The 23,418-nt window shown below is 67.5% G+C and carries 24 protein-coding genes; 8 read left to right on the top strand and 16 right to left on the bottom strand.

Annotated elements, in window-relative coordinates; genetic code table 11:
- Positions 1-151: 151 nt before the first annotated feature.
- Both ACHWVH_RS14790 and ACHWVH_RS14785 read right to left on the bottom strand, forming a co-directional pair.
- Positions 152-598 (bottom strand): hypothetical protein, encoded by a 447-nt coding sequence (locus ACHWVH_RS14790; protein ID WP_017910853.1) that lies wholly within the window; start codon positions 596-598, stop codon positions 152-154.
- Positions 595-1,302 (bottom strand): HAD-IA family hydrolase, encoded by a 708-nt coding sequence (locus tag ACHWVH_RS14785; protein ID WP_394687469.1) that lies wholly within the window; start codon positions 1,300-1,302, stop codon positions 595-597. The genes ACHWVH_RS14790 and ACHWVH_RS14785 overlap by 4 nt, the downstream gene beginning before the upstream one ends.
- 167 nt (positions 1,303-1,469) lie before the next feature.
- Between ACHWVH_RS14785 and ACHWVH_RS14780 the strand changes: the two genes are divergently transcribed.
- Positions 1,470-1,661, top strand: coding sequence for a hypothetical protein (locus ACHWVH_RS14780; protein WP_295939890.1), 192 nt, complete (start codon positions 1,470-1,472; stop codon positions 1,659-1,661).
- Between the two features lie 127 nt (positions 1,662-1,788).
- Here ACHWVH_RS14780 and ACHWVH_RS14775 read toward each other — a convergent pair whose 3' ends face one another.
- From ACHWVH_RS14775 to ACHWVH_RS14755, 5 genes are all read right to left on the bottom strand, one after another.
- Positions 1,789-3,873 carry a TonB-dependent siderophore receptor gene (locus ACHWVH_RS14775; protein ID WP_394687468.1) on the bottom strand — a complete coding sequence of 695 codons (2,085 nt, stop codon included), beginning with the start codon at positions 3,871-3,873 and terminating at the stop codon, positions 1,789-1,791.
- A gap of 378 nt (positions 3,874-4,251) precedes the next feature.
- Positions 4,252-5,751, bottom strand: a complete 1,500-nt coding sequence (glpK, locus tag ACHWVH_RS14770) for a glycerol kinase GlpK (protein ID WP_394687467.1) — start codon at positions 5,749-5,751, stop codon at positions 4,252-4,254.
- Positions 5,752-5,851: 100 nt separating this feature from the next.
- Positions 5,852-6,673, bottom strand: coding sequence for an MIP/aquaporin family protein (locus ACHWVH_RS14765; protein WP_017916383.1), 822 nt, complete (start codon positions 6,671-6,673; stop codon positions 5,852-5,854).
- Positions 6,674-6,833: 160 nt separating this feature from the next.
- Positions 6,834-8,348 carry a glycerol-3-phosphate dehydrogenase gene (gene glpD / locus ACHWVH_RS14760; RefSeq protein ID WP_394687466.1) on the bottom strand — a complete coding sequence of 505 codons (1,515 nt, stop codon included), beginning with the start codon at positions 8,346-8,348 and terminating at the stop codon, positions 6,834-6,836.
- Positions 8,349-8,637: 289 nt separating this feature from the next.
- Positions 8,638-9,498, bottom strand: a complete 861-nt coding sequence (locus tag ACHWVH_RS14755) for a DeoR family transcriptional regulator (protein ID WP_343229596.1) — start codon at positions 9,496-9,498, stop codon at positions 8,638-8,640.
- Positions 9,499-9,639: 141 nt separating this feature from the next.
- Between ACHWVH_RS14755 and ACHWVH_RS14750 the strand changes: the two genes are divergently transcribed.
- Together ACHWVH_RS14750 and ACHWVH_RS14745 are read left to right on the top strand one after the other, a co-directional pair.
- Complete coding sequence (locus tag ACHWVH_RS14750) at positions 9,640-10,113, top strand: DUF1456 family protein (RefSeq protein WP_152238671.1); 474 nt, start codon at positions 9,640-9,642, stop codon at positions 10,111-10,113.
- Between the two features lie 156 nt (positions 10,114-10,269).
- On the top strand, positions 10,270-11,088 hold the full coding sequence (locus ACHWVH_RS14745) for an HDOD domain-containing protein (RefSeq protein WP_267100198.1): 819 nt from the start codon (positions 10,270-10,272) through the stop codon (positions 11,086-11,088).
- An 88-nt stretch (positions 11,089-11,176) separates the two neighbouring features.
- Here the strand turns inward: ACHWVH_RS14745 and ACHWVH_RS14740 are convergent, their stop codons facing one another.
- Entirely contained in the window at positions 11,177-12,319 is a 1,143-nt protein-coding gene (locus tag ACHWVH_RS14740; protein WP_394687465.1) for an exodeoxyribonuclease III, read from the bottom strand.
- 74 nt (positions 12,320-12,393) lie between these two features.
- Here ACHWVH_RS14740 and ACHWVH_RS14735 point away from each other — a divergent pair, with 74 nt between their 5' ends.
- The 3 genes from ACHWVH_RS14735 to ACHWVH_RS14725 all read left to right on the top strand — a co-directional run bounded on the left by ACHWVH_RS14735 (position 12,394) and on the right by ACHWVH_RS14725 (position 14,373).
- Positions 12,394-12,600 (top strand): hypothetical protein, encoded by a 207-nt coding sequence (locus tag ACHWVH_RS14735; RefSeq protein WP_394687464.1) that lies wholly within the window; start codon positions 12,394-12,396, stop codon positions 12,598-12,600.
- A gap of 98 nt (positions 12,601-12,698) precedes the next feature.
- A complete protein-coding gene (locus ACHWVH_RS14730; protein ID WP_394687463.1) occupies positions 12,699-13,244 on the top strand; it encodes a hypothetical protein in 546 nt (181 codons plus the stop codon).
- 343 nt (positions 13,245-13,587) lie between these two features.
- Entirely contained in the window at positions 13,588-14,373 is a 786-nt protein-coding gene (locus ACHWVH_RS14725) for a lysophospholipid acyltransferase family protein (protein WP_394687462.1), read from the top strand.
- Positions 14,374-14,424: 51 nt separating this feature from the next.
- Here the strand turns inward: ACHWVH_RS14725 and ACHWVH_RS14720 are convergent, their stop codons facing one another.
- The 3 genes from ACHWVH_RS14720 to ACHWVH_RS14710 form a co-directional block, all read right to left on the bottom strand.
- Complete coding sequence (locus ACHWVH_RS14720; RefSeq protein ID WP_394687461.1) at positions 14,425-15,261, bottom strand: DUF6348 family protein; 837 nt, start codon at positions 15,259-15,261, stop codon at positions 14,425-14,427.
- A gap of 245 nt (positions 15,262-15,506) precedes the next feature.
- On the bottom strand, positions 15,507-16,241 hold the full coding sequence (locus ACHWVH_RS14715; protein WP_394687460.1) for a hypothetical protein: 735 nt from the start codon (positions 16,239-16,241) through the stop codon (positions 15,507-15,509).
- 100 nt (positions 16,242-16,341) lie between these two features.
- Positions 16,342-16,518, bottom strand: a complete 177-nt coding sequence (locus tag ACHWVH_RS14710) for a hypothetical protein (RefSeq protein ID WP_017916390.1) — start codon at positions 16,516-16,518, stop codon at positions 16,342-16,344.
- On the opposite strand from ACHWVH_RS14710, the gene ACHWVH_RS14705 reads away from it, so the two are divergent.
- Complete coding sequence (locus ACHWVH_RS14705) at positions 16,517-16,705, top strand: hypothetical protein (protein ID WP_394687459.1); 189 nt, start codon at positions 16,517-16,519, stop codon at positions 16,703-16,705. The two genes, ACHWVH_RS14710 and ACHWVH_RS14705, sit on opposite strands and share 2 nt — an antisense overlap.
- An 83-nt stretch (positions 16,706-16,788) precedes the next feature.
- Here ACHWVH_RS14705 and ACHWVH_RS14700 read toward each other — a convergent pair whose 3' ends face one another.
- The 3 genes from ACHWVH_RS14700 to ACHWVH_RS14690 all read right to left on the bottom strand — a co-directional run bounded on the left by ACHWVH_RS14700 (position 16,789) and on the right by ACHWVH_RS14690 (position 19,866).
- Positions 16,789-18,027 (bottom strand): EAL domain-containing protein, encoded by a 1,239-nt coding sequence (locus ACHWVH_RS14700; RefSeq protein ID WP_394687458.1) that lies wholly within the window; start codon positions 18,025-18,027, stop codon positions 16,789-16,791.
- A gap of 383 nt (positions 18,028-18,410) precedes the next feature.
- Complete coding sequence (locus tag ACHWVH_RS14695; protein WP_295939912.1) at positions 18,411-19,073, bottom strand: CPBP family intramembrane glutamic endopeptidase; 663 nt, start codon at positions 19,071-19,073, stop codon at positions 18,411-18,413.
- 178 nt (positions 19,074-19,251) lie between these two features.
- Positions 19,252-19,866, bottom strand: coding sequence for a pyridoxamine 5'-phosphate oxidase family protein (locus ACHWVH_RS14690; RefSeq protein WP_394687457.1), 615 nt, complete (start codon positions 19,864-19,866; stop codon positions 19,252-19,254).
- Between the two features lie 237 nt (positions 19,867-20,103).
- On the opposite strand from ACHWVH_RS14690, the gene ACHWVH_RS14685 reads away from it, so the two are divergent.
- On the top strand, positions 20,104-21,006 hold the full coding sequence (locus ACHWVH_RS14685) for a hypothetical protein (protein WP_394687456.1): 903 nt from the start codon (positions 20,104-20,106) through the stop codon (positions 21,004-21,006).
- Positions 21,007-21,292: 286 nt separating this feature from the next.
- Here ACHWVH_RS14685 and ACHWVH_RS14680 read toward each other — a convergent pair whose 3' ends face one another.
- The gene (locus ACHWVH_RS14680) at positions 21,293-22,063 is read right to left on the bottom strand and encodes a hypothetical protein (RefSeq protein ID WP_394687455.1); all 771 of its coding nucleotides are present in this window, start codon (positions 22,061-22,063) and stop codon (positions 21,293-21,295) included.
- 468 nt (positions 22,064-22,531) lie between these two features.
- Entirely contained in the window at positions 22,532-23,371 is an 840-nt protein-coding gene (locus tag ACHWVH_RS14675) for an NrdJb (RefSeq protein WP_019800567.1), read from the bottom strand.
- Between the last annotated feature and the right edge of the window lie 47 nt (positions 23,372-23,418).

Genomic DNA, 23,418 nt, shown 5'->3' with positions numbered 1-23,418 from the left:
CCCGATGGCACTCGGTGCGCCGCTGGATTCCCCACCGTCGGTGGCAGCGCATGCCTCCGGGCACCCCGAGGACAGTGGGATGGCGCGAGGACGTGATCGACAGGTCCCTTCGCGCCGTGCGCGCCTGGCTGCCTCGCTCGGGTCGGTGGACTCAGCGCGCAGCGAAGGCCAGGCGGGTCGCCTTGCGGTCGAACTGCAGCGCCACGCGCATGCGCCCCTCGGTCATCGGCCGCACGATCCAATGCACCTGCGCCTCGCCGAAGCCCGACGTCACCACCGGAATGGCCAGGAACCAGCTCGGTCCCGGCCCGACGCAGTACCAGAACGCATCGGCGGTCTGCAGCGCGGCACCCGGTGCGATCGAATACACATGGCTGTAGCTGCCCTCGATGGTCTGCTTGGATCGCTTGACCACAGTCAGGTCGCTGCCACGCAACGGCCCGTGCTCGCCCGGAAATGCCTGCTCGCGGAACGAAGCCTCCAGCAGGTCCGTCACCTGGTTGCGCCCCATGCGATACAGCGCGCCGATCGACAGGGCGGCGCTGCCGAGGAAGACGACCGTGATCACGCCCGCGACCACATAGGGCAGCCACGTCATGCGTCGCCGCCCACGGCCGCGCAGGCGCCGCGCGCGCCTGTCTGCGCCAGACGCGACTGCGTGCAGGCACCGGTACCCAGCACCAGCGCCCGCAGCGCGTCCGGCCGCTGCAGCAACGGCAGCGGCGTGTGCGGCTGCAAGGCCGCCGGCAAGGTGTAGCCCCAGGCCACGCCGGCGAAGGCGATGCCGGCCTGGCGCGCGGCCTCGGCATCGCGGATCTCGTCGCCCACGCACAGCGCCCGCGCGGCGGAAACACTGCAGGCGCACAGGCTGGCGCGCAGCTTGCGGCGCTTGCCCAATACCGCCGCGCCGCAGCGCACGTCGCGAAACTGCGCGAGCAATGTGGGGCCGAGCACGCGCGCGACGTTGGCGTGGCTGTTGGACGTGACCAGGGCCAGCTGCACGCCGGCCTGCGCCAGTTGCGCGAGCAACTCGGCGACGCCGTCGAACAGCGCGATGCGCTCGATCTGCGCACTCATCAGCGCGCGCATGCGTTGCGCCACCGCCGGCACCCGCCACCAGCGCAGGCCGCTGCGCGCCATCAGTTCGCGCGCGCTCAGGCTGCGGATCTCGTCCAGCCGCGCCACGTCGAAGCGGCGGAAGCCGAATTCGTCGGCGACGCCGTTGATGGTCGTCAGGAACCAGGGGAACGAATCGGCCAGGGTGCCGTCGAAGTCGAAGATGACCAGGTCGTAGCGGTGCATGCGGCGGCAGCATGCCGGAGCGCGGAGGGCCACGCCAGCGGCGCGGATTCGCGATCGCGGCGTCCAGGCGCGCGGATCGGCCGGCGTTTCATCCGCCGTTGGCGTGCGCTTCACCCGCACGCGTCGGCGCAGCGTGCACGCTGAAGTTCCATCGCACGGAGACGCCCATGCACATGCAGAGCCCCAATCCCGGCCAGGATCCGCAGCAGCCGCCGAACGAGGTGCCGGGCCAGGTGCCGAACCCGGGCGTGGACCCGACCCCGGACCGGCCGATCGACCCCATCCCCGACCAGCCGACCGATCCGACCATCCCGCCGATCCGGGACCCGGTCGGCGACGACGGCAAGCGCTACGCCTAGCGTCGTCCCGCGCAGCGCGCGCAGGCGCGCTCCTGCATGAACGCGCAGGCCGGCGCGGCGACAGCGGCCACCGCCTCGCCGAGGGCCATCGCGTCGCCGCGCGCTCGCTGCCGACAGCGTGCCGCGGCTACAGATCGATCTGCAGCGACAGCGCCACGCTGCGCGACATGCCCGGCCACACCGCGCCGTAATTGGCCGCGGCCCAGTAACGCCGGTCGGTGAGGTTCTGCACGCTCAACCGCCACACCGCCGGATGCGCGGCCACCCGGGCCTGGTAGGCCAGGCCCGCGTCCACGCGCACGTAGCCCGGCAGTTCGACGCTGTTGCGCGCATCCAGCGGGCGGCGGCCGACGTAGTAGCCGCCGAGATTGGCGCTCAGGCCGGGCAGTGCGGCGACGCGATAGTCGAGGAACAGGTTGCTCTGGACGCGCGGCACGTTGGCCGCGCGCTTGCCCTCGGTCGCCGCGTCGCCGGTACCGAGTTGTTCGGTGTCCAGCCAGGCCAGGCCGGCGATCAGCGCCAACTGCCCGGTCAGGCGGCCGTTGGCGCTGAACTCCACACCGGTATGCCGCTGCTTGCCGCCCTGCACATACAGGTTGGCGGCATCGACGTACTGCAGGGTCTTCTCGATGCGGAACAGCGCCGCGTTGAGCGCCAGGCTGTCGGTCGGATCGGCCTTGATGCCGGCCTCGTACTGCTTGCTCTTGATCGGCGCCAGGTACTCGCCGGCATTGCGTGCGTTGTACGGGGCGACCCCACCCTGCTCGACGCCTTCGGCATAGCTGACGTAGGTCGACAGCCCGGCGCGCGGCTTGTACACCAGGCCGGCCGAGGGCATCTGCGCGCTGCTGCGGTAGTGGGTGCTGGCGCCGACAGCCGGATCGGTGTCGCTGCTGTAGCGCACGTGGCGCAAGCCCAGCATCGCGCTCCAATGCGCGCCGACGTCGATCAGGTCGCTGAAGAATACGCTCGGCTGGCGATTGCGGGTGACGTTCTTGGGCGGCGCGGCGATCGCCAGCGGCGGGCTGTAGCGCGGATCGAACAGGTTGCCCACGGTGACGTCGGCGACGCCGAACCCGCCCTCGTGCGAGCGGTAGTCGCGCATGGACACGCCGGCCACCAGTTGGTGCGCCAGCGCACCGGTGCGGAAATGCCCGGTCAGGAACGCGTTGCCGGAGAGCACGTCGAAGCGCTGCCCTGGCGAAAAGTAGAGATCGCCGCTGAGGATGTCGCCGTTGGCCGCCACCGCATAGATGTCCGGGAACGCCGCGTCTCGCCCATTGCGCGACTTGGCGGCCTGGACCGTCAGGCTCCAGCGCGCATCGATCCGCCAGTCCAGACGGCTGCCCAGGTTGTAGGTGCTGGTCCGATACTGCAGCCAGGGCTGGCCCAGCAGGGTGCGCGGGTCGAACATCGGCGGCAGCGAACCGTCCGGCTGCGGACCGACCACTGGCTGCGCGGCCTGTTTCTTGAGCTGGTAATCCAGGTCCAGCCGCAACAACACGTCGGGCGACAGCGCGATATCGAAGGCCGCGCCGAGCATGCCGCGGCGCAGATCGCCGGCATGGTGGAAGTCGCCGACGCGCTCGCCGGCCAGATTGACCCGGTAGCCTGCGGTCTCGCCGAACGGGCCGCCGGCGTCGAGCGCGGCATAGGCGCCGTCGTGGCTGCCCAGGCGCGCGTCCAGCGTGGCGAAGCGGTCCTGGGTCGGTCGCTTGGTCACATAGTTGACGCTGCCGCCGGGCGAGTTCATGCCGTAGAGGAAACCCGACGGTCCCTTCAGCACGTCGACGCGCTCGATGTTCTCCATCGGCAGATCGTAGTACGGCGCGACCGGCATGCCGTCGCGGCGCATGGTGTTGGTCCAGTCGACCGGGAAACCGCGGATGCCGATGTTGTCCATCGCTCCGCCGACCGCGGTGTCCTGCACCGACGGATCGTTCTTGAGCACGTCCATCAGCGTGCGCGCGTCCTGCGCCTGGATCAGCGCGGCGCCATAGGATTCCACCGACAACGGCAGTTGCTTGGGGTCCTTGGCGCCGAGCGCGCCGACGTTGACGTCCGGCAGCGCGTACAGCGATGGCCGCAGCGCCTGCACCGAGACCGCATCCAGCGTGCGCAGCGCCGCCGGTGCGTCGGTCGGCGGCGACTCGGTTTGCGCGGCGGCGGCGCCTGCAGCGGCCAACAGACACGGCAGCGCCCAGGCAGCCACGCCAGGCGGCAAGAAGGACACCCGACGATGCGGGCGCGGCGGAAGCGGGGACGAAGCGCGAGACATGGGAGCCGGGAATGCAGGCGCGACAGGCCGCCCGGCAGGCGCAGCGGCCGTGGATCGCGGTGGCGGGAGGCTTTCGTCCGGACCCGGACGATGGCGCGGCGAGAATAAAGAAAATGAGATTCATTTTCAACTTCTCGGCTATCCGATCATCCGCTCTCCACGCCGCGGGCGACGCCCCACCCGCACGGCGGGGGCTGCAGCACGCGATGGCCGCGCACAGGCGCGATCCGCGCGCCGCGCCGTGCGTCCTCCACCGCGATCGGTCGCACAGCGATCCGGTCGCGGCCGACGCCGCCGCGCCGTCCCATCGCCTCAGCGAATCCGGAACCCCATCGTCGCCTCCACCGCCTGCTGCCAGCCGGCGTACAGGGCTTCGCGGCGCTCGGCCGGCATGTCCGGCTCGAAGCGCCGGTCAACCGCCCATTGTTGCGCGATCTCGGCGCGGTTCTTCCAGAAGCCGGTGGCCAGGCCGGCCAGGTAGGCCGCGCCCAGCGCGGTGGTCTCGGCCACCTCCGGGCGCAGCACCGGCACGTCCAGGATGTCGCTCTGGAACTGCGCCATGAAGTCGTTGGCGATGGCGCCGCCGTCGGCGCGCAGCTCCTTCAGCTCGATGCCCGAGTCGACCTGCATCGCGGTCAGCACGTCGCGCGTCTGGTACGCCATCGATTCGATCGCGGCGCGGATGAAATGTTCCTTGGTGGTGCCGCGGGTCAGGCCGAACACCGCGCCGCGGATGTCGCTGCGCCAGTACGGCGCGCCCAAGCCGACGAAGGCCGGCACGAAGTACACGCCGTCGTTGTCGCCGGCACGCTCGGCGTAGGCCTGCGAGTCGCTGGCCTTGCCGAGCATGCGCAGGCCGTCGCGCAACCATTGCACCACCGAGCCGGCGACGAAGATCGCGCCTTCCAGCGCGTACTCGACCTTGCCATCCGCGCCCCAGGCGATGGTGGTGAGCAGGCCGTTCTTCGACGCCACCGCCTTCTCGCCGGTGTTCATCAGCATGAAACAGCCGGTGCCGTAGGTGTTCTTGGCCATGCCCGGCTCGAAGCAGGCCTGGCCGAACAGCGCCGCCTGCTGGTCGCCGGCGATGCCGGCGATGGGCACGGCATGGCCGTAGAAATACTGGCCCTGGGTGTTGCCGTAGATCTCGCTGGACGAACGCACCTCCGGCAGCATCGAGGCGGGGATGTCCAGCAACTGCAGTAGCTCCTCGTCCCAGCGCAGTTCGTGGATGTCGTACAGCAGCGTGCGCGAGGCATTGGTGTAGTCGGTGACGTGGACCTTGCCGCCGGTGAGGTTCCAGATCAGCCAGCTGTCGATGGTGCCGAAGGCCAGCTCGCCGCGCTGCGCGCGTTCGCGTGCGCCCTCGACGTGATCGAGGATCCACTTGACCTTGGTGCCGGAGAAGTACGCATCGATCAGCAGGCCGGTCTTGGCCCGCACCATGTCCTCGTGGCCGTCGGCCTTGAGCTGGTCGCAGATGTCCTTGGTCTGCCGCGACTGCCAGACGATGGCGTTGTAGATCGGCTGGCCGGTGGCGCGGTCCCACACCACCGCGGTCTCTCGCTGGTTGGTGATACCGATGCCGGCGATGGCGCTGGCATCCACCTGGTGGTTGTTGAGCAGTTCGGTGATCGTGGTGTAGACGCTGGTCATGATCTCGCGCGGGTTGTGCTCGACCCAGCCCGGCTGCGGGAAGATCTGCGAGAACTCGCGCTGCGCCATGCCGACGATGCGACCCTGGCGGTCGAACAGGATCGCGCGCGAACTGGTGGTGCCCTGGTCGATGGCCAGGATGAACTGCTTTTCCATCGGAGACTCCTGCAGGATGCACGCCGCGCGCACGGGCGCGGCGCCAACGGGGAATGGGGACGCGCGCCAAGCGCGCGGAAACGAACGCGCTGCCGGTGCGCTAGCCGCGGCGCGCAGCGGCCTGTTCTTCCTCCAGCGCTTTCACCCGCGCCGGCAGGAACGGATAGATCAGCCACTGGTAGGCGGCGCCACCGATCACGCCGCCGATCAGCGGGCCGACGATCGGGATCCACCAGTAGTTGTCGGCCGATGGCAGCGCCGAGGAACCCCAGCCGGCAACGTAGGCGAACAGGCGCGGGCCGAAGTCGCGGGCCGGATTGATTGCCCAGGCTTCCAGATAGCCCATCGAGGCGCCGATGGTCGCCACCAGCAGGCCGATGATCAGCGCACCGGAGTTGGCGGTGGGCGCGGCTTCGTTGTAGCGCTCGGTGATGGCGAAGATGCCGAAGATCAGGAACGCGGTCAGGATCACCTGGTCGCGCAGTGCGTGCATCGGCGTGATCGCCAGGCCGGGCGCGGTGAAGAACACCCCGGCCGCGCCGCCGCCGGCGCGGGTGAGATGCTGGGCCTGGTTGTAGTGGTCGATCACCGGCGCGAACAGCAGGTAGACGATCCACGCGCCGAGAAACGCACCGATCACCTGCGCCACCCAGTACGGCAGCACCTTGGGCCAGGGAAACCCGCGGTACAGCGCCAGCGCCAGGGTCACCGCCGGATTGGCGTGGGTGCCGGACACCGAGCCGGTGACGTAGATGGCGATGGTCACCGCCAGGCCCCAGGCGATGCACACGCCCCAGTAGGCGTGCTGGTACGGGCTGGGGTCGTAGAGCACGTACATGCACGCCACCGAACAGCCGAAGGCGATGATGATCAGCATCGCGATCGCCTCGGAAATCAGTTCACCCACCAGTTGCCGGCTCATGCCCATGCCTCCCGGCCTGCCGTCGTTGCCGCTGTCGATCCACCCATGCCTGCCACCCTCCACGGTTGCGTCCAGGTTCCTGCGCCGCGGCGGGGGCCGGGCGCAGCGCGATTGTGCACGCGCCGCCGCGGCCCGAACCGGGCCGGCGGCAGCGTTTTGATCATGCCGGTGCCGCGGCCAGGGTGGCGGGCGCCTGTTGCAGGTAGGCGACCAGGCGCTGGCGTCCGGCGGCATCCACGCGCAGGCCGAGCTTGCTGCGCCGCCAGAGCAAGTCCTCGGCCTCCACCACCCATTCGTGCTCGCGCAGGTAGTCGACCTCGGCTTGGTACAGGTCGGCGCCGAAGTGCTGGCCCAGGTCCTGCAGCGAGGCGGCATCGCCCAGCAGTGTGTCCGCGCGGGTACCGTAGTTGCGTGCCAGCCGCTGCGCGGTGGCCTCGGCCAGCCACGGCCGCGCCGCGCGCAACTCGCGCGCCAGCGTGGCGATGTCGTTGCGCTCGCCGCCCGGCAGCGGCGCACCGTGCGCGGTCCAGGCCGGCGCCTTGCGCCCGGCATGCGCGGTCAGCCGGTCCACCGCCTCCTCGGCGAGCTTGCGGTAGGTGGTGAGCTTGCCGCCGAACACATTGAGCAGGGCCGCACCATCGCGCGTGTCCAGTTCCAGCAGGTAGTCGCGGGTGACCTCGGCAGCGTTGTCCTCCTCGTCGTCGAGCAGCGGGCGCACGCCGCTGTAGCTCCACACCACGTCGTCCGGGGCGATCTGCTTGCGGAAGTAGCGGTTGGCCGCCTCGCACAGATAACGCGTCTCCTCGCCGTCGATGCGCGGTGCGGCCGGGTCGGCGTGGTAGTCGACGTCGGTGGTGCCGATCAGGGTGTAGTCCTGCTCGTAGGGAATGGCGAAGACGATGCGCCGGTCCGGCTGCTGGAAGATGTAGGCATGGTCGTGTTCGAACAGCCGCGGCACCACGATGTGGCTGCCCTTGACCAGGCGCAGCGCGTGGTCGTGGCCGACGTGCGCCACCTCGTCCAGGAACTGCACCGCCCACGGACCGGCGGCGTTGACCAGCGACCGCGCGCGCAGTTCCTCGCGGCGGCCGTCGGCGTGCTGCAGTTGCACCTGCCACACACCATCGACGCGGCGCGCGCCGACGCAGCGGGTGCGGGTGAGGATGCGCGCGCCGCGCTGCGCGGCGTCCATCGCATTGAGCACCACCAGCCGCGCGTCCTGCACCCAGGCGTCGGAATAGACGAAACCGGTGCGGAACTCCTCGCGCAGCGGCGCGCCCACCGGGTGCGTGCGCAGCGCCAGGCGCCGCGAGCCCGGCAGGGTGCGGCGGCCGCGGCCGAGGTGGTCGTACAGGAACAGGCCGGTGCGGATCATCCACGCCGGGCGCAGGTGCGGCTGGTGCGGCAGCAGGAAGCGCAGCGGCCAGATGATGTGCGGGGCCAGCCGCAGCAGCACCTCGCGCTCGGCCAGGGCCTTGCCGACCAGGGCGAACTCGTACTGCTCCAGGTAGCGCAGGCCACCGTGGATCAGCTTGGTGCTGGCGCTGGAGGTATGCGCGGCCAGGTCGTCGCGCTCGCACAGGCACACCGACAGGCCGCGGCCCACCGCGTCGCGGGCGATGCCCACGCCGTTGATGCCGCCACCGACCACCAGCACATCGTAGGTCTCACGCATAGCCGACTCCCGGAAGTGTCGTGTCCGGCTCGGCAACAGCGGCCGAGCGCAGAACTGAGGACGAAAAGATCGTAAACGAACATTTCCGAACATATCACGCTGCACTGCAGCGTGGCGTCGACGGCATCCTGCAAACCGGCCGTAACCGGCCAGCGGCTTAGCTCAAAGACAGCCGGGCGGGCGCGCGGGGCCGCTGCGGCGCGATGACCGCGCCACATCACGCAACATTAACGAAACAATCCGAACACACGCCCTGTGTGCCACCCCGGCGGCGGCGGGCCGGCCTCGTTCAGTCCGCGGCCGCGTCCAGCGCCGGCGCGCCCTGGTCGGGCGCATCGCCCTCGGCGACGAACACGCGGGTGCCGGCCGCCTCCAGCACCGCGGCCAGCTCGGCCGGCGGCGCGCGGTCGGTGAACCAGGCATGCACCCGCCCGATCGGCCCCAGCCGGACCATGGCGTTGCGGCCGAGCTTGCTGTGGTCGGCAGCCAGGAACACCTGCCGCGAGTGCTCGATGATCGCCTGCGCCACCCGCACCTCGTGGAAGTCGAAATCCAGCAGGGTGCCGTCCGGATCGATGCCGGAGATGCCGATCACGCCGAAGTCCACCTTGAACTGGCGGATCAGCTCGATGGTGGCCTCGCCGGTGACGCCCTGGTCGCGGCCGCGCACGCGCCCGCCGGCCACCATCACCTCGAAGCTGGGGTTGGCGCTCATCATCACCGCGACGTTGAGGTTGTTGGTGATCACGCGCAGGCCGCTGTGGCCCATCAGCGCGCGCGCCACGTCCTCGTTGGTGGTGCCGATGTTGATGAACAACGAGGCGTCGTCGGGAATGTGCTGCGCCAGCAGCGTGGCGATGCGCCGCTTCTCCTGCGCCTGCAGCGACTTGCGCGCCGTGTAGGCCAGGTTCTCCACGCTGGACGGCAGGCTCACCCCACCGTGGTAGCGGCGCAGCACGCCGGCCTCGCACAGCAGGGTCAGGTCGCGACGGATGGTCTGCGGCGTCACCTCGAAGCGCGCCGCCAGCCCTTCCACCTCGGCATAGCCCTGCTGGCGCACCAGCGCCACCAGTTGCTCCTGGCGCGGATTCAGCGCGGACACCGCGCTCGGCTTGGGAATCGAATGGTCCATGCGCCGATGATGGCGCATGCGCCCGCGGATGCAACCGCGCTGCGTGCACACCCTCGGTGAACCGCAGCCATGGCCCGGGCCTGCGCGGTCTACGCGCCGATGCGGGCCAGCGCCTAGACTAGCGCCCCTCGCCGGGCCTCCCGCACTCCCACACCCGCCATGCTCAACAACGACATCCTGCGCTCCATCCGCTACATGCTCGACCTGAGCGACCAGAAGATCGTCGATCTGGCGCACCTCGCCGATCCCGCGTTCCCGATCGACAAGGCGCAGATCCCGGCGTGGCTGAAGAAGGAGGACGAAGACGGCTTCGTCGAATGCAGCGACGCGGTGCTGGCGCATGTGCTGGACGGGCTGGTGTTCCACTACCGCGGCCGCGACGAGAGCCTGCCGCCGCGCCCGGTGGAAGCGCGCATCACCAACAACGTGGTGCTGAAGAAGCTGCGCGTGGCGTTCCAGCTCAAGGACGTGGACATGCACCAGATTTTCGACGCCGCCGGTTTCCCGGTGTCCAAGCCGGAACTGTCGGCGCTGTTCCGGCAGCCGGAGCACAAGAATTTCCGCCTGTGCGGCGACCAGTTGCTGCGCAACTTCCTCAAGGGCCTGACCCTGCGCGTGCGCACCGCCGGCTGAGCCGCGCGCTCCGCTGCACCAGGGCGCGGCCGTCGCCGCGGGACCGGTCTTCCACACGCCGGCCATCGCGAATCGGTAGGATGCGCGCATTCCGCCACCGTGGCGGCGCGGCCGGCTTCCGGTCCTGCCGCCTCCCGTTTCGTTCCGAGGGTCCCCATGAAGCTAGAGGCGCTGTTCGACCAGTTGCACACCCTGCCGACCATTCCCCAGGTGGCGCAGGACCTGATCCTGCAGTTCGATGCGCCGGGCACCAGCCTGGACGCGGTGGCGCGCAACATCGAGCGGGACCCGGTGATCGCGGCCAAGGTGCTGCGGCTGGCCAATTCGGCGCGCTTTCGCGGCGCGCGCGACTCCACCACGGTGGAAGACGCGGCGCTGCGCCTGGGCTTCAATACCTTGCGCACCCTGGTGCTGGCCTCCTCGGTGACCGGCGCGTTCCATGCGCCGGCGCATTTCGACCTGCGCGCGTTCTGGCTGCACAGCTTCGAGGTGGCCGGCGTGTGCCGGCTGCTGGCGCGGCAGAAGGGCCTGGACGCGGAGACCGCGTTCACCTGCGGCATGATGCACAACATCGGCGAACTGCTGATCCAGACCGGCGCGCCCGACTACGCCGCGCAACTGCACCCGGACGCCTCGTCCAGCGGCCGCGCCGCCGACGAGACCGTGCAACTGGGCTTCGGCTACCCGGAAGTGGGCGCCGAGCTGGCGCGGCGCTGGCACCTGCCGCAGGTGATCCAGACCGCCATCGCCTTCCAGGCGCGGCCGCTGCAGGCACCGGAAGGCGAGCCGATGCCGAAGGTCGTCGCCCAGGCGGCGCTGGTCGCCGACGCGCTGGAGCGCCACGGCGGCGCCAACGCGCAGGCGCGGCAGGCGGTGACCGGCCCGCTGCTGGACGACGTGGATCTGGACGCGCTGTTCACCGCGCTGCCGGACGTGATCGAGGCCGATCGCGCGTTTACCGAGATGTTGAAGTAAGGGAACACGTGCCGCCGCGTCGGTCACACCGCCCGACGGCATAGCGGGAAACTGCGTCTTTCCGATTCTGCCGTACCCTCATCCGGCGCTACGCGCCACCTTCTCCCGGTGGGAGAAGGGGTGGTTTGCGGCGTTTGCCACCGCGCGAGGGCGTCGGCGGCACCGTGGCGGCAGCGCGCGGCTTGCGCGCTTTCGGCGTCTTGGCGGTTGCCGTTTTTGTTGCGCCTTTCTTTTTTGTTGCCGGCGCTGGCGTCGTCGACTTCGCCGCGGTCGTAGCCGTCGTCTTACCCTTGCCCCTGGTCCGCGCTGCCGCCTTCCCCGCCCGCGACGGCGCGCCAGATGCGGAGGTGCGTGTGGTCTTCTTCGCCTTGCCGCCCTTCGTGTTTCCTTCAGCGCCCGCGTCACCGCGCTTCGGCTTCGCCCGCGACGCAGCTGCACCGCGGGCCGGCGCCGCGCCCAGAGCGACCCAGGTCGGCGCATGGTCGCTGGCATGCGGCAGGTCGCGCACCCAGCGGTCCACGCCAGCATCGCGCAGGCGCGCGGCCAGCGGTGGATTCAGCAGCAGGTGGTCGATGCGCAGCCCGGCATCGCGCTGCCAGTGCTGGCGGAAATAATCCCAGAACGTGTACACGCGGCGCTCGCCGTGCACCTGGCGCAGGCTGTCGGTCCAGCCCTGCGCCAGCAGTTCTGCATAGGCCTGGCGGCTTTCCGGTTGCAGCAGCGCATCGCGCCGCCATGAGGCCGGGTTGTAGATGTCCGCATCGGTGGGCACCACGTTGAAGTCGCCGATCAAGGCGACCGGATGCGGCAGCGTCACCAGGTGCTGCGCATGCCGCTGCAGCCGCGCGAACCAGTCCAGCTTGTAGTCGAACTTCGGACCCGGGCGCGGATTGCCGTTGGGCAGGTACAGACAGCCGACCAGCACGCCGTGCGCCATCGCCTCGATGTAGCGGCTCTGGGTGTCGCGCGGATCGCCGGGCAGGCCGCGCCGGCTCTCGACCGGATCGCAACCCCTGGCCAGCAGCGCCACGCCGTTCCAGCTCGACTGCCCCATCCACACCGCGCCGTAGCCGGCGGCATGCAGCTCGGCCAGCGGAAAGCCGGCATCCACGCTCTTGAGCTCCTGCAGCCCGACGATGTCCGGCGCCTCGCGCTGCAACCATTGCAGCAGCTGCGGCAAGCGGCTGCGGATGCCGTTGACGTTGTAGGTGGCGATCTTGAGCGTCTTCATCCGGCACGCCTGCAGAACCTGCCATCACCTTGGCCCCGCTACCCTCGCCGCATCGTGAAAACGGGAGCCGCCGCATGACCCCGCTCGACAAACCCTTGCGCCGCGCACTGGAGATCGACGGCGTGCACTACACCCTGACCGTGGACCCGGATGGCCTGAAGCTCACCGAGAAGGGCCGGCGCAAGGGCCTGGAATTGCGCCGGAGTGCGCTGGTCAGCGGCGACGCGGCATTGGCGACCGCGCTGCAGGCCTCATTGGCCGATCGCCCCGGCAAACGCTGAGCGCGAGCGCGGCCGGCGACATGCCCGGGCCACGCGGGCAGGCACGGCCAACGATGGTGCTATCGTCGCGCCATCGGCAACCAGCAGGGAGCGGTCGGATGCACAAGTGCAGCGATGAGGCGTTCGAAAACGGGCAGACGCGCCCCCGGCACGCCCGATGGGGCATGGGCCCGCTGCTGCTCGCCCTGCTGCCGCTGGCGGCTTACGCCGCGCCGGACGTGCCGGACAGCCTGCGCGTGTCCAGTACCAACACCTACGCCGCGGGCACGCCCGAATGGCGCCAGGTGCGCGATTGGCTGGCGCAGCATCGGCCATCGGACGCCGGCCCGGCGCGGGCCCAGAACCTGGAGCGACTCGGCCCGCTGGTGCTGACCTACGCACGTGCGCTGCACGGCGTGCCGACCCAGGCGCCGGTAGCGCTGCCGCTGCCCGACCGGGGCGCGCCCGGCGACAGCATCGCCATCGCCAGCTGCATCGACGGCCTGCGCCAATCGTGGATCTACGGCGTTGAGGAAGCGTCCATGCATGACTGGACGCTGACATCGTTCGCCATCTCACAGCGTGCGGACTGCACACAGGCGACAGCGCGTGCTGAGCCGGCGACCTCAGCAGACTCTGCAGGCGCGGCATCGGCGCACCGCTAGTCACTTGCCATGGCTCGGTGAGCGCGGTTGACTCGCAGGAGCGGCTTCAGCCGCGACGAACGAAGCAGGCCAGCCATCCGTTCCTGAAAGCAGTCGGGACTGAAGTCCCCCCACAGTGCCCCCAGCCAGCACATCGCCAGTCCCTGTGGGAGCGGCTTCAGCCGCGACGCGCGCAGCAGACAGCACGCCGGACCGCCAGCAGGTCGCCCGTGGATGCTCAAGTACACACGTCTCGGCTACCATCGCCGCGGGCGCGCCGCCGCGCGTGCCGACCGTGCCCTCACCTGCGATCCCGATGCCTTCCGCTTCGCCTCGACATGCTGCAGACGCCCCGACTGGCCGCGTGCGCGCCATCGTCCGACTCGCCGTCTGCATCGCGGCCAGCGTGCTGCTGATCCCGCCGCAGTGGCTGCTGATGCGCTTCACCCGCGGCCGCGCCGCGTTCGTGCTGCCGCGGCTGTGGTTCGGCTGCCTGCGGCGCGCGTTGGGCATTCGCGTCGAGGTGGTGGGCACGCCGCGCGACGCGGGCGGCACGCTGTTCGTCGGCAACCACATCTCCCACTTCGACATCGTGGTGCTGGGCAGCCTGCTGCGCGCGCGCTTCATCGCCAAGAACGATATGGAACGCTGGCCGGGCATGCGCCACATCGGCGCGCTGGCGCAGACCATGTTCATCAGCCGGCGCCGCCAGGATGCGGCCGCGGTGGCCGCCGCCGTGGCGGCGCAACTGCGCCCGGATCACGACGTGGTGCTGTTCGCCGAGGGCACCACCTCCTCCGGCGAGCGCGTCGCGCCGTTCAAGTCCAGCCTGTTCTCGCTGTTCCTCAGCGCCGACCCGGGCGCGCGGCAGTGGACGCTGCAGCCGTTCACGCTGGAGGTGCGCAGCGTCGACGGGCACCCCATCGCGCAAGGCGGCGATCGCGATGCCTACGCTTTCTACGGCGAGATGCAGGCCGGTGCGCACGTCGCGCACTTCCTGCGCCTGTCCGGCGCGGTGGTCAGGGTGACCTTCCACGCACCGCTCGCGGTGGCGCCGGGCAGCGACCGCAAGGCGCTGGCCGCGCAGTTGCACGGCATCGTGGCGTCGGCGCTGCCCAGCGCGCCGACGGATGCCGCTGCGGCGGCCTAAACCGCCGCTGCCCAACACTGCGCACGCGCTCGGGCAGCGCCCGATGATGCGTCAGTGCGAGGTGTCCGACACCACCGGCTCCGGCAGGCGCACCACCGCGTACTGCTTGCGGAATTCCATGGTGCCCAGCGCTGGCCAGGTCTCGGCGTAACGGCGCAGGCAGGCCACGCCGTCGGGAAAGTCCTCGCCGTTGACCCGGCAATCGGCCGCGACCTCGCCGTCGGCGTCGCGCGAGGCGAACAGGCGGATCCCGAGCATGCGCTGATCCCGCTGCAGCAACGGCATCAAGGCGTCCAGGCTGTTGGTGAACAGGCAGCACGGGCAGAACGCGTGTTCGGTGTCCTCGCCCGCCGCGGCCCGCGCGGCGTCGCCATTCATGTGCGCCACCGGCCCCAGCACCACCGTGCGCCGCAGCGCCGACTCGGCCGTGGCCGAGGCGGGGAACTCCATCTGCAGCGTCATGCAGCGCGCATCGGCCGGCGCGGCCACCGCCTCCGACAGCGCCACCAGATCGGTGCGCGCCCAGGTCGTGAAGCCCGAGGCCAGGCTCGCGTCGGTGTCCTCGCCGATGGAATGCTGGAACTCGACGATCCCGTCGGGGAACAGGCTGCGGTGATGCACGCGAATGCAGCTGGCCGTGCGCACGCCCTTGCGCAGCTCGGCCAGATCCACCAATTCGGTGAGCAGTTGCAGGCCGTTGCCGAGCACGACCACCTCGTCGTGCAGGGTCGCCGCATGCCCCTCGCGCTGCAGCACCTGCAGCAACAGCTGCTGCAGTGCATGGCGCGGCTGCGCCTCGGGCGCGGGCTCCGGCGCTGCAGCCTCGTGGGTGGTATCGGCCCCGCGTGGCGAGGTGCGGGACAACAGGCGTCGCAGTCGATCGATCATCCTTGCTCCAGGGCGTCCAACGCGCCATTGATCGCCGGAAGTATGCGCAGTCGCCCGCGGCCACGGCAACCGGCGACGCCACGCCGCCCCGGCGACCAGCGGGCCATGGGACGGCGCCAGGGGCCTCGGTGTCTCTCGCGTCGCACGCCAACCGCAGCACATCCATGGTCACCGCGCCGCGTCTCGCAGCGGCGGACGGCCCCCGGTGCAGCGGCCATCGGCGCGCCGCACCGACACAGCGTCTGTCAGCGCCTGGCCGCCTCGCACAGCTTGCGGTTGAACCAGGTGGACTTGGCGATCGGCAGGTAGGCGTCCCAGTCGCTGGGCGGCAGCATGGTGCTCTGCTTTTCCAGTTCGGACTGGAACGAGGCCTCGTCGCGGCTGCGGCCGGCCAGGGTGCCGTCCAGCGTCGCCAGGCATTCCTGCGGCCGGCCCAGGCGCAGCAACGCGATGGCGCGGTCGTTGGCGAAGCGGTCGCGATCGAGCCAGTTGAGGAAGCCGCCACACTCGCCTGCGAACGCCTGCATGCCGGCCAGCGCCTTGTCGTAGCGCTTGCCGCGGTAGTCCTGCAGATAGGCCTCGCGCCGCCGGCTGCTGGCCGCGGCGGTGCAGCCGGCCGGCAACTGCAGGTAGTCGCCCTCGAAGCTGGCGCGCATGCCGCAATAGTCGCGGCAGCTTTCCTCGGTCAGCGCGGCCACGTTGAACCCGCCCGGCACCGGCTTGAAGGCGAGCTTGCACGGCACGTCGCCGGCATCGTTCACCTCCGCCTTGTCGCCCTGCAGCGTGCCCGACAGCGAGCAGGTGTGGCCGTTGGCGCCGACCGACAACAGGTCGAACTGGCGCGCACCGCCCTTGTCGGTGACCCGCATGCTGCCCCAGCCTTCCTTGGTGCTGTATTCGCCGGGTGCGGGGCCGGCCGCCGCCGCGGCGAACGCCACCAGCCCCACCAGCATCGCGCTCCATCCGTATCGCCGTGCCATCGCCTGTTCCTGCCTTCGATCAGAGCCGGCAAGTGTGCGGCATCGCCGCGGCGGCGGACCAGTACCGATGTCGCATCCCGACAGCAACGGCCTGTGCGACTCAGCGCAGCGGCACGCGCGAGCGGAACTCGGACAGAAACAGGCCGCGGAGCCACCGATGCGCCGCATCGTGCTCCAGGCGCGGATGCCACAACATCGATACGGTGATGGGCTCGGTGACCACCGGCAGCGCGAACGTGCAAGCAGGCTCGCGCAGCATGTCGGGCTGCGCCGCCATGAACGAGGCCGGCACCAATGCGATCAAGTCCGAGCCGCCCGGCTGGGTGCGCACCGACATGGGCGGGCCACAGGCGCGCCTGTCCATCGACGACAGCATCCCGCCCCTGCTCGACACCATCGATGCCGCCCGCGGCCGCGGCGGCCTGCACTACCTGGATTATCTGGGCAGCGTGGTGCCGTGGTAGAGGACGCCGCGTGCATCGGCCGCAGGCCTGCATCGGCCAGGCTGTCCATCGATCGCGCCGCGCCCGCAACGACGCACCGCGGCTCAGCCGGCGTCGGACAGCGCCAGGGCCAGCGCCGCATCCTCCGACAGCGGCCGTGACAGGAAATAGCCCTGCACCAGGTCGACCTGCAGCTCGCGCAGCGCGTCCAGTTCCTGCGCCGTCTCCACACCTTCGGCCACCACCCGCGTGCCGATCTCGTGGGCGAAGTTGGTCAGCCCCTTGGCCAGCGCGCGGCGGCTGCGGTCGGAATGGATGCACTGGGTGATGCTCATGTCGAGCTTGATGACGTCCGGCTGCAACTGCAGGATGTGACGCATGCTGGCGTAGCCGGCGCCGGCATCGTCCACCGCCACCTGCGCGCCGCGCTCGCGCAGCGGCGCCAGCGCCTGCGCCAGCGCTTGATAGTTGCGCACGATGGCGTGCTCGGTGATCTCCAGGGTCAGGCGCGTCACCTCGGAGTCGTCGCCAAGCAGCCCCGCCAGGGACGCGGACATGATCAGTTCCGGCGACATGTTCACGCTGAGCCGGTACTGCGGCGGGAAGCGCCGCAGATACGCCAGCGCCTTGGCCAGCACGTGCAACTCCAGGCGGATGCCGACGCCGGCCAGCTCGGCCTGCTGGAACCACTGCGCAGGCCCACGCTGCGGCACGACGTCGAAACGCGACAGGCACTCGAACCCATGCAGGCGCAGCCCCTGCAGCGCGAACACCGGCTGGAACACGATGCGCGGCGCGCCCGCCGCCAGCGCGCCGTCGATCTCGTCGATCATCGCCTGCCGTTCCAGCTTGTGCGCTTCCACCTCGTGCAGGCGCAGCGCGAAGATCTCGGCGAACGCACGCAACATGCCGATGTCGCGCTCGCCCAGATCGTGCCGCGGCAGGAAACTGAAGCAGCACAACGTGCCGTAGATCCGCCCGCCCACCTGGATCGGCACGCTCATGTGCGAGCCGATCGGAATCTGCCACGTCGCCGGGATGCACTGCGCCGCCGGCACCAGGGAGGTATCCGGAATGAGTTGCGGCAACTCGCCCTGCACCACGCGCATGCAGTAGCCATCGGCGAACGGCAGGATCTGGCCTTCATGAATCGGCCCATCGGGCGGCCCGTCCACGTGATCCAGCACGCGGTCGGTTTCCCGGAAGCGCGACAGGAACGCCACGTCCATGCCCAGGTGCAGGCGCACCACGCGCAGGCAGCGACGCAGTTCGCGGTCGCTGATCTCGCCCGACAGCAGCTCGAACAATGGATGAGGTTCTGGCAGATCCTCGGTCGACGCCATCCCGCTTCTCCCCTGAGAGCGTTGCGACCCGCGCGCCGCGCGCCGCGCACGGCGCTGCGCCGTGGGCGAGGTGATCGAGCAGCGGGAACCCGGACCTTCCCCCGTTGTCCAGCGGGCGACACGTCCTTGTCGTTCGACTCTAAAGCGTGACGTACAGCCGCGAAAGCGCAGGCCCGTTCAGGAATCAAGCTGTCTACGGCAGCGACCGCTTCGGTGAGTCCGCCGCCGCGAATCCAGCCAACGGGCGGGCGACCACCGGCGCTGGAGTGATCAGGCATGGTGGCCGACGCCGTGTCGTCGATGGAATGGGCGGCCGGGCTCGCGCATGCCGACGCTGCGACCAGCCGGTGCACGTCACCCTGCCGTCGCGCGCGCCCAGCGCATCAGACGTAGACCATCAATCCCAGCAAATCCAGCGCGGCATGCGCCACGATCGCCGGCCACAGCCGCCCGGTGCGCGCCACCCACCAGCCCAGGATCAGCCCTATCACCACGATGGCGATGGTGCCGACCGGCCCCTGATAGAGGTGGTACGACGCGCGGATCGCCACGCTCACGTTCACCGCGAACGCCGGGCTGTGCCGCCGCTCCAGCGCGCGGATCACGTAGGCGCAGACGAACACTTCCTCGAAGATCGGATTGAGCAGCGAGACCAGCACCACCACGCCCGCCGACAGCGGCCCGGCCACCATCGCGTCCATCGACGGATTCACCTCCGCCGCCACGCTGTCGTTCAACAGATTCAACGGATAGGTCGCCACCACACAGGCGGCCAACAGCGCCAGGCCCACGCCGATGTCGCGCGCCTGCCACTGCAGGCCCAGTGCCCGCAGCGTCCAGCCGCGGAACCACAGCGTCGGCAGCAACAACGCCAGCACCAGCAGCTCGTAGAACACCATGCCCCATAGGTTCGGGTCGGAAAACGACGGCTCCACCACCGGCGCCAGCACCGCCAGCGCACTCCAGTAGATCGGCAACCCGAATGCCACCGCTACCACCAGCAGCAACTCGCCCCAACCGCCTGAGGGTTCCCCACGTTCCCGCATCCACACTCCCCTGTCGTTCGCTGCGCGCCGGAACGGCGTCGCCGCCGCATCCCACCAGGGCGCACCGTAGCAGGGTGGCATGACCGGGGACATCGGTGGCGGCGTCACGCGGCGGCGTGCAGTTCAACCCGGCGCGACGTGATGCACGCGGCGCGACTCGCACACCGATCGAGTCAAGCTAGTACAGCGCGTCCCGGGTGCGCTGCGGCAATTCCCGGTCGTAGGTTTCGCCGTCGAACGCGCCGTCGGCCAGATGCGCGTGCATGGTGCCGGGGCTGGGCAGGCGATTGCGCGGCAGGTGCCGCGCTGGGTCCCACAGCTGCGAGCGCACGATCGCCTTGGCGCAGTGGAAGTACGCTGCGTCGATGTGCACCACCATCACGCTGCGCGGCAAGCGCTCGCCGACCGCGAACCGCGCCAGCAGGTCCGGATCGACGCGGATCTCGGCACGGCCGTTCACGCGCAAGGTTTCACCGATGCCGGGAATCAGGAACAACAGCGACAGCCGCGGATCCTGCACCAGATTGCGCAGCGTATCGACGCGGTTGTTGCCCGGCCGATCCGGCAGCGCCAGCGTACGCGCATCCAGCGCCTGCACGAACCCCGGCGCATCGCCGCGCGGCGAACAGTCCCGTCCCTCGGCACCGGCAGAGGCCAGCACCACGAACGGCGATGCTTGCACGAACGCTTGGTAGTCGGCATTCAGATGGTCGATTTGTTTGCGTACGGCGCGCTCGACGGGTTGGCCGTACAGGGCTTCGAGGGCATCGAGGGTGGCGATTCCGTAGACCATCCTAGCGTCCTTGCGCGCGGGGCACGGCGGTGGCGATGATTACGGGAACCGTACCCAACGCAAAAAATAGATCGGTAGCCCCCACCCGGTAGCCCACTCTGGCACCTTAGGTATCCGGGCTATGCATTTTCGGGAAAAGACGCTCAACGAAGGTTGAGGATGGGTTGCTATGGCCCCGATCATGTAAAAATTCTAGCAGGGCTTCAGTCGCAACGGCTGACACGGAAGGAGCGCAGAATGCAGATCGTCGAGCATTACGAGGAGCCCGGCGTGGGTATCCTTCTGAAGTACAAAGGGCCGTCCGTAGATGATGGTTCGATGGATGTGTACGCTGCTGCCGCAAATATGGTGGCGTTCTCTGACTACGTTGTCGCTGCCACCAAGCAGTTATACGGCGAGGTTGAGGTAAAAGCCGAGATCAAAGCTTTTCAGCATGGTTCGTTCGAGACCGACCTGATATTCCACGTTGTCGGCTTAGGCGCCACTATGCTCACGGCTACTCCAGATGTGCGGAGCGTTTTGACAGCGGTAAAAGAGTCGGTAGATCTCTTCAAGTTCTTGAAAGGCCAGCCTCCGCAGAAGGTTGAGCACACTGATCAAAGCAATAATGTAACCGTGACCAACGTCAGCGGGAACGTAATCATCGTGCAGACCGAATCACTACATCTAACGATGGATGAGAAGGCTGGTAAGGCAGCTGCTCAGTTTGTCGGTCAGGCTCTGTCTAAACCTGGCGTGGACAGGATTGAGATTCGGTCAGAGGGGCAGCAAATTGCTGTTGCTACTCAGGAAGACGCACCATTCTTCCATGCGATCGTAGATGAAACACCTGTCGTGGAGCAGACCATCCAGATGGGGCTTACGATCCAAGAGCCGAGCTTCAAGGACGGTAGCGGTCATAAATGGACGATGTGGGACGGGGAGGCATCGCTTCAGTACGCAATGGAGGATGATATTTTCATTACTCGTATTGACAACGGCGAGTCATTCCGCAAAGGAGACGTCCTCATCTGTGACGTCAAATTCACACAAACGCGTTCTGGTTCTAAGCTAAAAATTCAGCGCACCATCCTCAAAGTCCATGACCACAAGGATAGCCACGAACAAACGGCGTTCGACCTCAGAGTCCGCGACGATTAAGGTCGATCTTGCTGCAATTTTCTGTAGAAGGGCACGCTAGCGCATCTCCTTTCTTTTAAGTCTAGTGATCTAACGCGCCTTGCACGACTCTGGCGCAATCGTATGGCACCATGCGATGACGCTAGCGCGCTTCGGCGGCGGGAGGCTACTCCGAGACAAGTGATTTAGAACAGCAGTTCAATTTTGCCTTCCGACCAAGCCTGCACAAACCAGCTTTATAGAAGAATACTTAAGCCATTTAAAATAACCCCCCCTTTCCCACTATATATGACACATGCTAAGTAGATTAAAAATCTATAGACGCAATCGGAGGAAAAGACTCCAATATAGCAAGATAACGTTTCCTCGTTGCTTCATCTGAGGCCGCGCGTATGTAGCGCTCCAAAAGTGGCGTCATCAGCTGGCTCTGCAGATCCTTGTGCATCCCCAGACATTGAGCTGGCGAATATCCGGTCATTTTTTCCCTTGCAGAATCCTGCCCTGCTTCATCGGGGTAAATTTCAGGCCGGAAAGTCACAGCAGCAGCCGTCATACCCATAGGGGACGCTGGGACGTCAAGATAGCTAGTTAGAACAACCACTTGAAACTTATTGAAATTCAACTTATCAATCCGTAGACCTTGTTGCTCCAGATCAAAATTCGATTCAGGATGGCCAACAAATGCACTTATATATAGTGAACTTTTTCTAGGATTTAGCTCTCCGACGTAAAGTCCCGAGTCAAACTTTTTGACATCATGATTTTTTGATTTTAAGCTTGTAAAAACATTGCTAACTATGTGAAAAAACTTTCCCTCGCTCTTAGCTGCATCAGTAATCGCGACTGAAGTTAGAGATTGGCCAGCAAGCGTGCGCGTGTGCTTTATGGTTATGAATTTCTCACTGCGAGGCGATGGATGCAGCGAGAAGCGGGCTTCTTTTACCTCTTCTCCTCCTGCTTCCAACCCATAGCTCGCGCCTGAATAGACGCGAACATAAACGTCATCACCCTTTTCAAGAAATGAGAGCAGGTTCCTCGGCTTTGCTTTTACTCGAACTTGAATTTTTTTACTGGCCACTTCCCCCTCCGAAAAATCCAATATGAGGATACAAAATTCAAAGAACTGAGACCAAATCACTCTCCATCGTAGCGGCAGATAAGTTCAAAAATCGCATTCAGCTGCATGCGCCACCAGGCACAAGAAAATTCGTGAATTAATAATAAGGTAAGCGGCCGTCTACGTCGTGCTAGCGCAGCAACCTATAGGCAGGCATAACCGAAAAACGATCCTTCTAATCTTTAACGTAGCCGGCCACTACTAGACTGAAAAACCATCGACAAAGCGTTCGAGGCTCCTCGGCCATTCTTCCCAATTCTGCTTACCCGCCGCCACGCGTCACAAATACCTGGTAGTCGCAGCGGCACCCAAGACGGCAGGATAGATGGCGGCGCGAATAAAGAGATTTTCACTATATTCAAAAGAATTATGGATGATCCACAAGCTTTTGCGGTTATAACTATAATCCATAACTAACAACTAGGCCGATCACCCGCACTTCGAATACCCACAATTCAAACAAGTCGCACACCCGTCCATGATAACGAGCGCCTTGGTATTGCACTTGTGGCACATCGTGGCCGACGGCGGGAAACTCGCGCCGTCGCCGGTGACGGCGATGTCCTCTTCGTGGTCGGCGGTGGAGTCGGCGGACACCGCACCCTCATCCGCCCTGCGGGCACCTTCTCCCGCAGGAGAAGGAACCGCCTTGCTCACTTCACTGTTTTTTTTTGAGCGCTCTTCGTACTGCTTGCGCTTCTCGGCGATCAGCGCGCGCTGGTGGTCGCTCATTTCCGGGTCGTGCAGCAGGCCGATCGACTTCATGTGTTCTTCGACGATGCTGCCCAGTTCGGCGACCAGCGACGGCATGTACACGCCGCCGGCCTTGAAGTAGCCGCCCTTGGGGTCGAACACGGCCTTCATCTCGTCGACCAGGAAGGTGACGTCGCCGCCCTTGCGGAACACGGCGGACATGATGCGGGTCAGCGCCACGATCCACTGGAAGTGCTCCATGGACTTGGAATTGACGAAGATTTCGAAGGGGCGGCGCAGTTCGTGCTCGGTGCCGGCGTTGAGCACGATGTCGTTGAGGGTCACGTACATGGCGTGTTCCACCAACGGCGATTTGATCTTGTAGGTGCTGCCGATCAGCACGTCCGGGCGCTCGATGCGCTCGTGCATGTGGATGATGTTGTCGGCAGGCGCTTCGGCCTCGGCGGTGGCACGGTCGATCGACGAGGCGGGCACCGCGGCGGCGGCGTCGCGCGCCTTGTCCTCGGGGGTGACGACGGCGTAGCCCTTGATTTTCTGGTCGATCTTGATGGCCATGAGGCGTTCCTGGAGTGCGGGACGAACCGGGCGCGGTAGCCCGGCCT

Source organism: uncultured Xanthomonas sp. (genome assembly GCF_964278005.1).
GTDB lineage: Bacteria > Pseudomonadota > Gammaproteobacteria > Xanthomonadales > Xanthomonadaceae > Xanthomonas_A > Xanthomonas_A sontii.
The sequence above is the reverse complement of the archived record's forward strand: the minus strand, read 5'-3'. Positions and strand labels throughout refer to the sequence as shown.